Below are 13008 nucleotides of genomic sequence, written 5' to 3'. Positions count from 1 at the left end.
CATGCAACAGTATTTTGTCAAAGGCAGTGCTATCTCTCCTGTCACCATCGAGGACAAGGAAACCAGCAAGCATATGTTTCAGGTTATGCGCTTGAAAGAAGATGATGAGGTTACTTTGGTCTTTGATGATGGAATTAAGCGCTTGGCGCGCGTCTTGGATGTTGAAAATCGTCAGTTTAAGTTGGTTGAAGAGTTAGTTGACAATGTGGAACTGCCAGTCCAAGTGACCATTGCATCCGGTTTTCCCAAGGGGGACAAGCTGGAATTTATTACTCAGAAAGTAACAGAACTAGGTGCCAGTCAGATTTGGGCCTTTCCTGCCGATTGGTCGGTCGCCAAATGGGATGGCAAGAAATTGGGTAAAAAGGTTGAAAAACTAGAAAAAATCGCTCTCGGAGCAGCAGAACAAAGCAAGCGAAATCGTGTCCCAAGTATCCAGCTTTTTGAAAAGAAAGCAGATTTTCTAGCTCAGTTTGACCAGTTTGACTCTATCATAGTAGCCTATGAAGAATCAGCAAAAGAAGGAGAAGCTGCTGCGCTTTTACAAGCGGTCTCTGGTCTTGAAACAGGAGCTAAACTGCTCTTTATCTTTGGACCAGAAGGCGGGCTCTCACCTGCAGAAATTGAGAGTTTTGAACCTAAGGGAGCCGTCTTGGCAGGACTTGGTCCTCGTATCTTGCGAGCAGAAACAGCGCCGCTTTATGCTTTATCAGCCCTTAGTGTTTTATTAGAATTAGAGAAATAAGAGGAAGAAAATGGAACAAAAACACCGTTCAGAATTTCCAGAGAAGGAACTTTGGGATTTAACAGCCCTATACCAAGACCGTGAGGATTTCTTGCGTGCAATCGAGAAGGCTCGTGAAGACATCAATCAGTTTAGCCGTGACTACAATGGCAATCTTCACACTTTTGACGATTTCGAGAAGGCCTTTGCGGAATTGGAACAAATCTACATTCAGATGAGCCATATTGGCAACTATGGCTTTATGCCGCAGACGACAGACTATAGCAATGAGGATTTTGCTAATATCGCCCAAGCTGGGATGGAATTTGAAACAGACGCCAGCGTAGCCTTGACCTTCTTTGACGATGCCTTGGTGGAAGCTGATGAGGAAGTCTTGGACCGTTTGGGTAAATTGCCTCATTTGACGGCGGCCATTCGTCAGGCCAAAATCAAAAAAGCCCACTATCTAGGGGCTGATGTGGAGAAGGCCTTGACCAATCTCGGTGAAGTTTTCTACAGTCCGCAGGATATTTATACTAAGATGCGTGCTGGGGATTTTGAAATGGCTGACTTTGAAGCCCATGGCAAGACCTACAAAAACAGCTTTGTGACCTATGAAAATTTCTACCAAAATCATGAGGATGCTGAGGTTCGTGAAAAATCTTTCCGTTCCTTCTCAGAAGGTCTTCGTAAGCACCAAAATACAGCTGCGGCAGCCTATTTAGCCCAAGTCAAGTCTGAAAAATTATTGGCAGATATGAAGGGTTACGACTCTGTCTTTGATTATCTTTTGGCTGAGCAAGAAGTGGACCGTGCCATGTTTGATCGCCAGATTGACCTCATTATGCAGGAATTTTCGCCAGTCGCTCAGAGATACCTCAAGCATGTTGCCAAGGTCAATGGTCTTGAAAAGATGACCTTTGCAGACTGGAAATTGGACTTGGACAGCGCCTTGAATCCTGAAGTGACTATTGACGATGCTTATGATTTGGTCATGAAGTCGATAGAACCTTTGGGGCAAGAATATTGTCAGGAAGTTGCTCGCTATCAAGAAGAGCACTGGGTGGACTTTGCTGCCAATAGTGGCAAGGATTCTGGTGGCTATGCAGCGGACCCATATCGCGTGCATCCTTATGTTCTCATGAGCTGGACAGGCCGTTTGAGCGATGTATATACCTTGATTCATGAAATCGGGCATTCTGGTCAATTCATCTTTTCAGATAATCATCAAAGCTACTTTAATGCCCACATGTCGACCTACTATGTTGAAGCGCCGTCAACTTTCAATGAATTGCTCCTCAGTGACTACTTGGAGCACCAATCTGACGATCCACGTCAAAAACGCTTCGCTCTGGCTCACCGCTTGACAGACACCTACTTCCATAACTTTATTACCCACCTCTTGGAAGCAGCCTTCCAGCGTAAGGTGTATACATTGATTGAAGAAGGGGAGACCTTTGGAGCAAGCAAACTCAACAGTATTATGAAGGAAGTCTTGACGGATTTCTGGGGAGATGCCATTGAAATTGACGATGATGCAGCTTTGACTTGGATGCGCCAAGCTCACTACTACATGGGCTTGTATAGTTACACTTACTCAGCAGGACTAGTTATCTCGACAGCTGGTTACCTCCATCTTAAAAACTCTGAGAATGGAGCTGAAGACTGGCTCAATCTCCTCAAATCAGGTGGTAGCAAGACACCACTTGAGTCAGCCATGATTATCGGAGCCGATATTTCAACAGACAAACCACTCCGTGATACAATCCAATTCTTGTCTGACACAGTTGATCAGATCATCGCCTATAGTGCTCAGTTGGGAGAGTAGGGGGAATTTAGGATAAGGATATGAACAGAATTAAAAAATGGCTGGAGCAGGATTCACAAAGAATACGTTTTATAAAAATAGGCCTAGTCTTGTTGGGAATCATTTTATTGATTGCTCTTCCTACTCTCTATCTTGTTTTGAGCGGAGTTGGTATTTGGTATTTTGTAAAGAAAGTACCAGATATTCGAAAAAGAAATTTAATGATAGGACTTTTTGTTGTTAGTTTTATTGTAGTTTCTCTTCAAACTCCGACAGTCACAAAGAAAATTTCATCTTCTCAATCAGAAACTAAGCAAACTGCGGCATCCACTGCTAAAGTAGAGTCAACAACCGATGCTTCATCTACTACAGAAGAGGCAAAACGAGTTGATGAAGAGAAAAAAGCTAAAGAAAAAGCAGAAGAAGAGAGAATTGCCAAAGAAAAAGCTGTAAATGAGTTGCAAGAAAAAGGTGAAACCTTAGTCAAACAATTGGAAGAAAGTCAAGATGCAAGTCAAGTGAAGTCTGCTAAAGAAACAGTTAATCAGATTGAAAATAATGATAAAAAGGCAGAATTGCTTGATAGGATAGGTGCAGTTGAGTCTTTAATTTCTCAAAAAGAAGAAGAGAGAAGAATTGCACGTGAAGCTGAAACTAAAGCCCAACAGCAAGATAGAATTGTTTACGTCGCTAAGAATGGGCAAGCGAAAGTATATTGGTATAACAAGGATAGTATGCCGTCAAATACTAATAAAGCCAACGTTGTCGAGATGACAGAGGCTGATGCAATTGCAGCAGGAAAACGTCTATCTAAAAAAGAATAAGATAGAAAGTTATCTTGGGCTGGCTTTTTGATAAGTTACTAGAAATGTAGAGGTATTGACCATGTATCAAGAGTTACTTAGAAAAATAGCAGAAGAAAAACCAAGTTATCATGAGGAAGAAATCCAGTGGTTGCTTGATCATTTGGGAGATTCTTCTCCAGAAATTCGCGATGACCTTGTTTTTACAAGCTTTGCTAGAGGGATTCAGGAAGAGCTATTTACACAGGAACAATTTCATTTCATTGCTGAAGGGATTTCATCTGATGGAGGGTTAGATAAAGAGATTGATAAGGTAGGCTTGTCAACACTTGAACGTTCTTTTAGGGCGCTTATTTATGCAAATCTCTTGTCTGCTGATGCCAACCAGCAATCGATTTTCTATCAGAGATTAAAAGTAGAAATTCGTAATGTCCTTTTAAATCAAGGCTTGCACTATCTTTCAAAAGAAAAGGATACAACGGGTTTTTCAAGTCAGTATGGTTGGGTTCATGCTTTTGCACATGGAGCCGATTTACTGACAGAGGTAGTTTGTCATCCAGACTTTCCTAAAAACAGAGTTCATGAAGTATTTGATATACTTGGCCAACTATTTAAAAGAGTTTCGATTCGCTTTACAGATGATGAGGATTGGCGTTTAGCAAGAGTGATCTATGAACCTATTTTACAAGGGAAGTTGGAGCAAGAGCAAGTAGCTTCTTGGATAAAAGCTGTTGATTTTCCGATAGAAGAAAGGGAGGATTTTTACAAATTTTCAAACTTTAAGTCCTGTCTGTTGGAAGTCTATGTTCAACTTGACCAGAGAAATAGTTTACAAGATGACTTGAAAGACGCTATCCAGTCTTTTCAATACTAGAGATTAGCTAATAGTTATATGATTTTCAAGAAAATTTCCAAACAATTTTCTTGAAACCCTTTCCTACTTTTGATAGACTAGTATCTAGTTTTTGAAAAAAGGAGAAAGAAAATGAAAAAATTTGTCGCTGAGTTAATCGGTACGTTCATGCTTGTGTTCGTCGGGACAGGAGCTGTTGTTTTTGGAAATGGTCTTGATGGTCTTGGACACCTAGGGATTGCCTTTGCCTTTGGTTTGGCAATCGTAGTTGCAGCTTACTCAATCGGAACTGTTTCAGGTGCTCACTTGAACCCAGCTGTTTCTATTGCTATGTTTGTGAACAAACGTTTGTCATCTTCAGAACTTGTAAACTACATCCTTGGACAAGTAGTTGGAGCTTTCTTAGCATCTGCTTCTGTATTCTTCCTCTTGGCTAACTCTGGTATGTCAACTGCTAGCCTTGGTGAAAATGCCTTGGCAAACGGTGTCACTGTCTTTGGAGGTTTCTTGTTTGAAGTTATCGCAACCTTCTTGTTTGTCTTGGTTATCATGACCGTGACATCAGAAAGCAAGGGAAATGGCGCGATTGCTGGTTTGGTAATCGGTTTGTCATTGATGGCGATGATTCTTGTTGGATTGAACATCACTGGTCTTTCAGTAAACCCAGCTCGTAGCTTGGCACCTGCTGTCTTGGTAGGTGGTGCAGCCCTTCAACAAGTATGGATTTTCATCCTTGCCCCAATCGTTGGTGGAGTTCTTGCAGCACTTGTTGCTAAAAACTTCCTTGGAACTGAAGAATAATTGAAACTCAAAAAGCCTTGCTCCTTATCTTGAGGAACAGGGCTTTTTCGTATCTGTTTATACTCAATAAAAATCAAAGAGCAAACTAGGAAACTAGCCGTAGGTTGCTCAAAGCACTGCTTTGAGGTTGTAGATAGAACTGACGAAGTCAGCTCAAAACACCGTTTTGAGGTTGTGGATAGAACTGACGAAGTCAGTAACTATACATACGGCAAGGTGAAGCTGACGCGGTTTGAAGAGATTTTCGAAGAGTATTAACGGTTGTCAACTTTCTCTGGATAAAGGTCGTGTTGAAAGAGGCGTTGTTCTGCCAAGCCTTCATACTTAGTTCCAGGCTTACCGTAGTTGTAGTAGGGGTCAATTGAGATACCACCGCGCGGAGTGAATTTTCCCCAGACTTCTAAATAACGAGGGTCTAGCAAGTTGACCAAGTCTTTCCCGATGGTGTTGATACAGTTTTCGTGGAAATCTCCGTGGTTTCGGTAGCTAAAGAGGTAGAGTTTGAGGGATTTTGACTCAACACAGAGCTTGTCAGGGATGTAGGAAATATAGATAGTTGCAAAGTCTGGCTGAGCAGTGATTGGGCAAAGTGAGGTAAATTCAGGACAGTTAAATTTAATGAAATAGTCATTTTCCACATGACGATTGTCAAAGGATTCCAGGACTTCTGGTTGATACTCGAAAATGTAGTTGGTTTCTTTGTTGCCTAGTAGGCTTAGGTTTTTCATTTCTTCTTGTTGTGACATGATTTTTTCTTTCTAATCTTAAACACCACGTTGATTATCGTAGAGGAGGGTATGGAGTTGAGGAAGGACGCGGACATTGCCCCAGCTATCGTCAGTAGCGACGCGTTCCCAGAGTTCTTTGAGGCGGTCCAGTTGGTCTTGGACAATATTACCCGTAGCCTTGGGCTCAGGATTTCCTGCTGATAAAAAGAGAACATCTGGTTGGTAGCGTTCTTGTATGCCTCTGGCAAAGGCCAAATCTGCATCGTCAAAGACAGGGATTTTAAAGGTGACCTTGTCTGGATCCAATTGGGCAACGATAAAGTCCAAGGTCTCAAAGTTGACTTCCATCTTGGATGAAGGAGGTTTGGGGCTCAGAGTGACCTGGTCGATGTCTTTCAACCAATTTTGCCAGCGAGAGCCTTGAGTCTCGACAGCAAGGGTGACACCGCGTTCCTTGAGCTTGGTGACCAATTCAGCCATGTTGGCTGCTAGGATAGCAGGATTTCCCCCAGATAGGGTTACATAGTCGTAGCTCCCCAATTTATCCAAGGCAGCAATGACTTCGTCAGCAGTCATACGAGTTGGCTTTTCAGAGCCATCCCAGGTAAAGGCAGAATCGCACCAGTCGCAGTGGTAGTCGCAACCAGCAGTGCGGACAAACATGGTTTTCTGCCCGATTGCACGGCCTTCGCCTTGAAAGGTTGGCCCAAAAATTTCTAGAACTGGTAGTTTGAGGACACGTTCCCTAGTCATCTAACCACTCCCGTCTAAACTCCGCAAAGGCAGTCGGAGTCTCATAGAGGCGAACGTATTCCAAACGGAGACCACGTTCGTCTGGCAACTCTTGACTCATAGTTTGGAAAATCCAGTAAACCATATTTTCAGCAGTCGTGTTCATATAGGGAAGAGTTTCGTTTAGATAGCGATGATCCAAGTGGGGCTCTAAGTAGTTCTTGTAGATGGCTTTGATATCTCCGAAATCGTAGGTCATGCCACGTTCATCTAAAAATCCACTGACAGCAATCTGCAGATGATAGGTGTGACCATGAAGGGATTTGCATTTTCCCTCATAGTGAAAGAGGTGGTGGGCAGCATCAAAGGTAAATTCTTTTGATACCAAGGTTCTGTGAGGATTGTAAACGAGAGATTCTCCAGTTTCCTGTTTGATTTCTTTGGGTGCAAAAAACATTAGGCCTCTCCTTTCTGTGAGAGATAAACATCTAACCCATGTTGACGTAGGTGGCAGGCTGGGCAATCCCCACAGCCACTTCCGATAATCCCATTGTAGCAGGTCAAGGTCTTTTCACGAACGTAGTCAAAGGCACCGAGTTGATCGGCTAACTCCCAAGTTTCAGCCTTGTCCAGCCACATGAGAGGTGTTTGGATAACAAAGTCGTAATCCATGGCAAGGTTGAGTGTCACATTAAGGGATTTGACAAAGACATCTCGACAATCGGGGTAGCCTGAGAAGTCTGTTTCGCAGACACCTGTCACGATATCTTTAATGCCACGTTGTTTGGCAAGAACTGCCGCAAAGGATAGAAAGAGGTGGTTACGACCATCAACGAAGGTGTTAGGGATTTCTCCTTCTTTTTTCTCAATTTCTAAATCTGAAGTCAGAGCATTTTCAGTGATTTGCCCCAGCAGAGACATATCGAGGATATGATGACGAATGCCTTGTTCCTTAGCAATTTCTTGGGCAACTTGAATTTCGAGATGATGGCGTTGGCCATAGGCAAAGGTGACAGCTTCGACTGTTTCATAGTGTTCTTTGGCCCAGAAGAGGCAGGTTGTGGAATCTTGACCGCCACTAAAGACGACCAAGGCTGATTGACGTTTCATAGTACTCCTTCCAAAATGGGAAATGTTCAGAGCACGCAAAAAGCTCCCATGAGGGAGCTAAAAAATACCAAGTAGAGGTTTTTTTTAGCGATGGCATGTCCCAAACATCGTAATATTCTACCTACAGTCTAGCATATTTTTTGAAAAATGGCAAAGGGCAAGAAAAAAGAGACCAAAGAAAGTACTTGGTCTCTAATGTGATTAGCTCAATTCAGCAACGATGGCCTTGATTTGTTCTGCTGTGTGAACACCAGCAACTTGTTTTACCACTTGGCCGTCTTTTTTGAAGAGAAGAGTTGGGATAGACATGATTCCAAAGGCACGAGCTGTGTTTGGATTTTCATCCACGTCCATTTTAACGATTTTCAAAACATCTTCTGAAAGTTCTTCAGACAATTTGTCCAAGATTGGACCTTGCATACGACATGGACCACACCAAGTTGCCCAGAAGTCTACCAAGACCAAACCGTCTTTTGTTTCTTGTTCAAATGTTGCATCTGTAATTGCTTTTGCCATTGTATTTCTCCTTTTTTAGTTATATTGGCTTAAATCTTGTTTCATGAGATAGAAGAAGACATCTCCGTAAGTCCCATGGTAGTCCAAATCATGACCGTTGTAAGTTAATTTTTGGACAGGGTAGTAGTCTGCGACGCCGATAAGGCAAGCTTGTTGTGAACGATCAAAGTCTTCATAAGATTCGAAAGTCACAGTTCTTTCGTTCTTGCTGGCATCTAGATAGGTAATTTCAATCATTTTAAAAACTCCTTTGTTTAATGATGACTTTATTTTACTCCTTGTAAAAGAGAATGTCAAGAAAAATGATTGCGCACGCAACTTTTTTCTAAAATCATCTTAAATCAAGAAATCCAAACCAGTTTCCAAGCTTTCTTCGACAGCCTTCTGTAGAGAGGCTAGTGTCTTTTGCCCATCACTTGTCAGGCAGATAAAGCTAGAGCGTCTATCTTGATCACAACACCTGCGACTAAGTAGACCGCAATTTTTGGCTTCCAAGCGAGCCACCATCCGAGAAACAGCGCTAGGGCTCAGATGAAGTTTATCTGGCAGGTCAATCTGGCGTAGAGATTTTTCTTGAGCCAAGTCCAGATAGTAGAGCAGGTAGAACTCTTTCAAGGTTAGACTTTGCTCGCTCTGCTGGGCAATAGTCTCTTCCAAGAGACTTTCAATTTCTTTCTGACGCCGATTGAAGTCAAACCATTTTTCCAAATAGGTCATAGTATCTCCTTTCTTTTTAGAGTTGTAAATAGAAGAAAGTCCATTCACGGACAGTCTCTGTATCACAAGATGATTGCGCATGCAATAATTATACTACTTTTCAAAAGAGCTGGCAAGAAGGACGCAGGCATCTTTTATCCTAAATTACGCTGTTTTCACTAGTCTTTAATTGTCTGTATCCCCTTTCCTCTCTAATTTTTAATGACTCTTGTGTATTTCCTTGAAATTTTCTGAAAAAAGAGTAAACTGGTATGCAAGAAGTCTATTTCGTGGAGTTTAGGATGAAATTATATGTTCAATTAATGATTCTCTTTGTGATTTCTCTAATCGGAGAGGGGATCTCTAGTTTCTTTCATTTGCCCATCCCAGGCAGTATTATCGGTTTGATTATTCTTTTTCTAGCCCTACAATTCAAGTGGCTGAGAACCAGGCATGTCAACATGGTGGGGAATTTCTTGCTGGCCAATATGACCATTCTCTTTTTGCCGCCAGCAGTGGGAATCATGGAGAAGTTTGATGTGATTGCTCCCTATCTCTTGCCCATTGTTTTGATTGTCTTTTTTGCGGCTGTCATCAATATTATCCTCATAGCCTTGGTAGTTCAGTTTATCAAGAGACGGTTTGAGGGAGATTATGAGAAAGGAGATGCCAAATGAGTGAATTTGTTTCCAATCCCCTGTTTGGGCTTGCCCTATCTATATTAGCCTATCTAGTAGGAATGCTGATTTACAGACGTTTTCCCCATCCTTTGACAACGCCCTTGCTTTTGTCAGCTGTTTTCATTATCATCTTTCTAAAGGTGACGGGTATTTCTTACCAAGATTACTACCAAGGTGGGGTTTATCTGAACAACTTGATTGTCCCATCGACCGTGGCTCTAGGGATTCCGCTTTATAAGAGTTTTCATTTGATGAAGCACCATGCTCGGAGTATTCTCTTTGGTAGTCTCTTAGCGGTAGTGGTCAATACCTCTTTCACAGCCCTTGTGGCAAAGATTTTTGGCATGGACTTTTTCCTAGCCATTTCTCTCTTTCCTAAGTCAGTGACAACCGCCATGGCAGTGGGAATCACAGAAAAATTGCAAGGTCTGACCACTGTGACCTTGGTGGTAGTAGTGGCAACTGGGATTTTAACCAGTGTAATCGGCCCAACCCTTTTGAAGTGGTTGAAAATTGACGATCCAGTAGCTGTTGGTCTTTCCCTTGGAGGAACAGGCCACGCAGTTGGAACGGGGACAGCCTTTCGATACGGTTCTGTAGCAGGAGCCATGGGTGGTTTGGCTATCGGTGTTACCGGTATTCTCTATGTCTTTGTCAGCCCCATTGTAGCCAGTTTGATATTGAGTTAAAAAGAGGCTGGGACAAAAAGATTTTGATTTTAGGAATTCTTTATTATAAAATTTTAAAATCGATAGATTAGATAAAAAAGCGAACAAAACAGAATTCTAAGTTTCAGATAACTCGTTTTGTTCGCTTTTTATATTTAAGGTTAGACTTTTGTCCCAGCCTCTTTTGATACCGAAAGTTCTATAATGAAGTTAGAAGATTAGAGAAATTTGCCAACATACTTGATAAAATAAAACCTCAAAATACCACTAATTTATGAAGTGAATTTGAATCAAGCTGGTTATTAGCTTTAGGGGTTATTCAAAGTTTAAGAAGAATTCTAATGATAGGATAAATTAAACAGTATCTAATTCCTTCAAATAATTTTCTATCTTCATCAACATTAAAGGATTGTTATAAATCTTACATAACTCTCTTGCTTCTATATAATAATTTTTGACTTGTTCTTTGTCTAGAAATTTGGCTCCAGCATTTCCTACAAGAATAAGTAGAGGAGCCAGTTGGTAGCTTGTCTGTCTTTGTTTACAGAGTTCAATCGTCTCAAGAGCTTCTTGGATGGCTTCGTTATATTTTTCCTTTGATACTAGGTAGTGAGCGTAGTTGTAACGAACTCTGATGTAACCAAATAAAAACTCCTGATGCTCAAAATTTTTTGTCTGATATAACTCCATCAAATGAGAGTAGTTTGCCTCATATTCTTGTTCACGACCCACTAAGGAATAGAAATTAGATAGAGTATTCAACGCCTTTAAATAAATCAGAGTATTTGAAGAGACTTTTAATAATATATTTTCCAATGAAGAAATTGCCTCACACTTACTGTCATATTGATAGAAGTCAATAATAGCTTTAATCCATTCAAGGTAAGTTCGGTCTTCTAGTGTTAGAAAGGTGCTTCGCTCAATCTCTATTCTATAAATATATTCCAAATCGTCATAATTTCTGTCATCTAATAGTCGAGCAGATAATTGCTTGAAATTAGAGAGGTTAGATTTAATTTCAATTTGTTCATTAAAAAAATAATCTAATGGTACTTCAAGTCGTTGTGAGAGTTTGAACAAAAGGTCTGCGGAGGGAATGAAATGCCCTCTCTCAATTTTACTAATCTGGCTTTGTTCACAAATTCCTTCTGCAAGAGTTTGTTGGGAGAGACCAAGTTCCTTTCGCTTTAACCTAAGTTTTTCGGCGAGTGTATTCATAAAAAATATGTCCTTTCAGTAATTGTACTACTTAATAGTATACGACTTTTAGACTTTATTAGCAAATTTTAAAAGCAAGATATGCTATATAAGAATAAAAAAAAAAAAAAAGTACAAAATGTTATAAAATCATTGACAAATCATATATAATTTGATAGAATTAGATTATAAAAAGGAAAGGGGATTCAAAATGATGAAGAAAGTTTATGGAATTAAAAGATTGTTATCATTTTTATTATTAGGCATAATTTCAGTTAGTGCTATTTTCCCATATCGACAAGTTATACAAGATGGTAAATTCCACGAAGTGAGGATTCAAGTACAAAATAAATCTACAGGTCTTGATGTTGGCAAAGCAGATTAGTAAGTTTATGCTAATAATTAAGATTTTCATGTTTTTTGCAGATAGAAAATTCGCGTAATGACAGATGTGTCTTATATCTAGAAAGAGAGATAAAGTACATCTTGAAAATATCTTGTTTAATATAATTTTAAGAGAAGGAGTGATTCCAATGTGCTAGTAATTTTATTATTTTGATAATATGATCATTTATTGTAACGGAGTTTATTAACAAGGAGGTAAATAAAATGAACAATAGTATCATGGCATCAGAATTCGGTCTTAATAAAATTGAGAAAGCATTTCTATTTAGTTTGTTAGTATCTGTAGTAACTATTGTCGCTGTAGGTAATATCTACTGGGTTTGCGGAAAATTCGGAATCGAATTAGCACCAGGATGGTATCAAGAAATTGTGGAATTTGTTTCCTCGGGAGGGACAATTGTAGAGGCGTTTGCAGTTGTTGCTGGTGTTACACTTCCTGCTTGGGTAGGTCCTGTTTTGGCTGCTTTTGGTCTTGCAAGTGCATAATAATATTTTGAAAAATTGGGGAAGACACTAACTTCCTCAATTTTTCAAAATTTTCTATACGAAATTGATGAGGGCAAATAATGATCAAAAAGTATATGTTTTCAATCTATCTTTGTAGTGCTATAATTATGCTGTGTTTTTCTCTTTCATCTGAAAAGCAATTTATAACAAATGCAAGTGTAGTTTTCGGCTTTGATGATTTTATACAAATCTTGTTAAAAAATACTGTCGCAAGTATATGGCTACTTTCAGCTTATCTATTGGGGGATATGATTATATATATTTTTTTCATCACTAATGGTATTGTTTTAGGAGCGTTGCTTTCCTCTTTCCCAAATATGTTCTATTTATTATTAGTAATACCACATGGTGTTATTGAGGTTTTTTCTTATATTTATCTGTCTGATACGATAATCAATCATCGAAAAGGATGTTACGATAAACAGGATTTTATTAAACGTTTAAAGATATCCTTTTTGCTATTAATACTTGGGGCAGGAATTGAAGCATTTATTACACCCTTAATGATTAATTTTATTGAGTAAGGAGTGAATATATGATAAAAAATATTAAATTATTTGTATTGAGTATATTTGCAGTATTTATATTTGTTGTTAGATATATTTTGATTTCAAAAGATATACTTCAAGATAAATTTCGGTTTGAGTTTAATGTTTATACCATGTTCATTTTTATTGTGATATCACTAATAATAACTATAGGTGTTTTTATATTAAATATCCATATAAATTATTATGTAATCAGTAAATTGTTAAATAAATTTTGCGATATTAATGTAAGT

The 13008-nt window shown here is 39.5% G+C and carries 19 protein-coding genes; 11 read left to right on the top strand and 8 right to left on the bottom strand.

The window, feature by feature from the left end; all coding sequences use genetic code 11:
* Position 1 precedes the first annotated feature (1 nt).
* The 5 genes from D8845_RS08750 (at position 2) to D8845_RS08730 (ending at position 4988) form a co-directional block, all read left to right on the top strand.
* A complete protein-coding gene (locus D8845_RS08750) occupies positions 2-745 on the top strand; it encodes a 16S rRNA (uracil(1498)-N(3))-methyltransferase (RefSeq protein WP_125453181.1) in 744 nt (247 codons plus the stop codon).
* Between the two features lie 10 nt (positions 746-755).
* On the top strand, positions 756-2552 hold the full coding sequence (gene pepF / locus D8845_RS08745) for an oligoendopeptidase F (RefSeq protein WP_125453180.1): 1797 nt from the start codon (positions 756-758) through the stop codon (positions 2550-2552).
* A gap of 20 nt (positions 2553-2572) precedes the next feature.
* Positions 2573-3355, top strand: coding sequence for a deoxyribonuclease (locus D8845_RS08740; protein WP_125453179.1), 783 nt, complete (start codon positions 2573-2575; stop codon positions 3353-3355).
* A 61-nt stretch (positions 3356-3416) separates the two neighbouring features.
* Positions 3417-4208 carry a DUF2785 domain-containing protein gene (locus D8845_RS08735; protein WP_125453178.1) on the top strand — a complete coding sequence of 264 codons (792 nt, stop codon included), beginning with the start codon at positions 3417-3419 and terminating at the stop codon, positions 4206-4208.
* A 111-nt stretch (positions 4209-4319) separates the two neighbouring features.
* Positions 4320-4988, top strand: a complete 669-nt coding sequence (locus D8845_RS08730) for an MIP/aquaporin family protein (RefSeq protein WP_125453177.1) — start codon at positions 4320-4322, stop codon at positions 4986-4988.
* A 254-nt stretch (positions 4989-5242) separates the two neighbouring features.
* Here D8845_RS08730 and queF read toward each other — a convergent pair whose 3' ends face one another.
* From queF to D8845_RS08690, 7 genes are all read right to left on the bottom strand, one after another.
* Entirely contained in the window at positions 5243-5734 is a 492-nt protein-coding gene (gene queF, locus D8845_RS08720) for a preQ(1) synthase (protein ID WP_000082588.1), read from the bottom strand.
* 18 nt (positions 5735-5752) lie between these two features.
* Positions 5753-6469, bottom strand: coding sequence for a 7-carboxy-7-deazaguanine synthase QueE (gene queE, locus D8845_RS08715; RefSeq protein ID WP_125453176.1), 717 nt, complete (start codon positions 6467-6469; stop codon positions 5753-5755).
* On the bottom strand, positions 6462-6905 hold the full coding sequence (gene queD, locus D8845_RS08710; protein WP_000464575.1) for a 6-carboxytetrahydropterin synthase QueD: 444 nt from the start codon (positions 6903-6905) through the stop codon (positions 6462-6464). The genes queE and queD overlap by 8 nt, the downstream gene beginning before the upstream one ends.
* Entirely contained in the window at positions 6905-7558 is a 654-nt protein-coding gene (gene queC, locus D8845_RS08705; protein ID WP_125453175.1) for a 7-cyano-7-deazaguanine synthase QueC, read from the bottom strand. Before queC ends, queD begins: the two co-directional genes overlap by 1 nt.
* A 201-nt stretch (positions 7559-7759) precedes the next feature.
* Positions 7760-8074 (bottom strand): thioredoxin, encoded by a 315-nt coding sequence (gene trxA / locus D8845_RS08700; RefSeq protein ID WP_001029581.1) that lies wholly within the window; start codon positions 8072-8074, stop codon positions 7760-7762.
* A 15-nt stretch (positions 8075-8089) separates the two neighbouring features.
* Positions 8090-8311: a DUF4649 family protein gene (locus D8845_RS08695; protein ID WP_000570256.1), complete on the bottom strand. Its 222-nt coding sequence runs from the start codon at positions 8309-8311 to the stop codon at positions 8090-8092.
* A gap of 99 nt (positions 8312-8410) precedes the next feature.
* Positions 8411-8791, bottom strand: coding sequence for a MarR family winged helix-turn-helix transcriptional regulator (locus D8845_RS08690; protein WP_000221632.1), 381 nt, complete (start codon positions 8789-8791; stop codon positions 8411-8413).
* A 281-nt stretch (positions 8792-9072) separates the two neighbouring features.
* On the opposite strand from D8845_RS08690, the gene D8845_RS08685 reads away from it, so the two are divergent.
* Both D8845_RS08685 and D8845_RS08680 read left to right on the top strand, forming a co-directional pair.
* The gene (locus D8845_RS08685) at positions 9073-9447 is read left to right on the top strand and encodes a CidA/LrgA family protein (RefSeq protein WP_000781325.1); all 375 of its coding nucleotides are present in this window, start codon (positions 9073-9075) and stop codon (positions 9445-9447) included.
* Positions 9444-10139: an LrgB family protein gene (locus D8845_RS08680; protein WP_001288952.1), complete on the top strand. Its 696-nt coding sequence runs from the start codon at positions 9444-9446 to the stop codon at positions 10137-10139. The genes D8845_RS08685 and D8845_RS08680 overlap by 4 nt, the downstream gene beginning before the upstream one ends.
* A 333-nt stretch (positions 10140-10472) precedes the next feature.
* Here D8845_RS08680 and D8845_RS08675 read toward each other — a convergent pair whose 3' ends face one another.
* Positions 10473-11336: a helix-turn-helix domain-containing protein gene (locus D8845_RS08675; RefSeq protein ID WP_084930272.1), complete on the bottom strand. Its 864-nt coding sequence runs from the start codon at positions 11334-11336 to the stop codon at positions 10473-10475.
* A 190-nt stretch (positions 11337-11526) separates the two neighbouring features.
* On the opposite strand from D8845_RS08675, the gene D8845_RS10255 reads away from it, so the two are divergent.
* The 4 genes from D8845_RS10255 to D8845_RS10335 all read left to right on the top strand — a co-directional run.
* Entirely contained in the window at positions 11527-11700 is a 174-nt protein-coding gene (locus D8845_RS10255; protein WP_080998538.1) for a PhrA family quorum-sensing system peptide, read from the top strand.
* A 224-nt stretch (positions 11701-11924) separates the two neighbouring features.
* Positions 11925-12206 carry a class IIc cyclic bacteriocin gene (locus D8845_RS08670; RefSeq protein WP_084930271.1) on the top strand — a complete coding sequence of 94 codons (282 nt, stop codon included), beginning with the start codon at positions 11925-11927 and terminating at the stop codon, positions 12204-12206.
* A gap of 80 nt (positions 12207-12286) precedes the next feature.
* Complete coding sequence (locus D8845_RS08665; RefSeq protein WP_084930270.1) at positions 12287-12751, top strand: stage II sporulation protein M; 465 nt, start codon at positions 12287-12289, stop codon at positions 12749-12751.
* A gap of 11 nt (positions 12752-12762) precedes the next feature.
* A partial coding sequence (locus D8845_RS10335) for a hypothetical protein (RefSeq protein WP_221762783.1) occupies positions 12763-13008 on the top strand: 246 nt, incomplete at its 3' end.

It is taken from the genome of Streptococcus mitis (assembly GCF_003942865.1).
GTDB classification, from domain to species: domain Bacteria; phylum Bacillota; class Bacilli; order Lactobacillales; family Streptococcaceae; genus Streptococcus; species Streptococcus mitis_BI.
The sequence above is the reverse complement of the archived record's forward strand: the minus strand, read 5'-3'. Positions and strand labels throughout refer to the sequence as shown.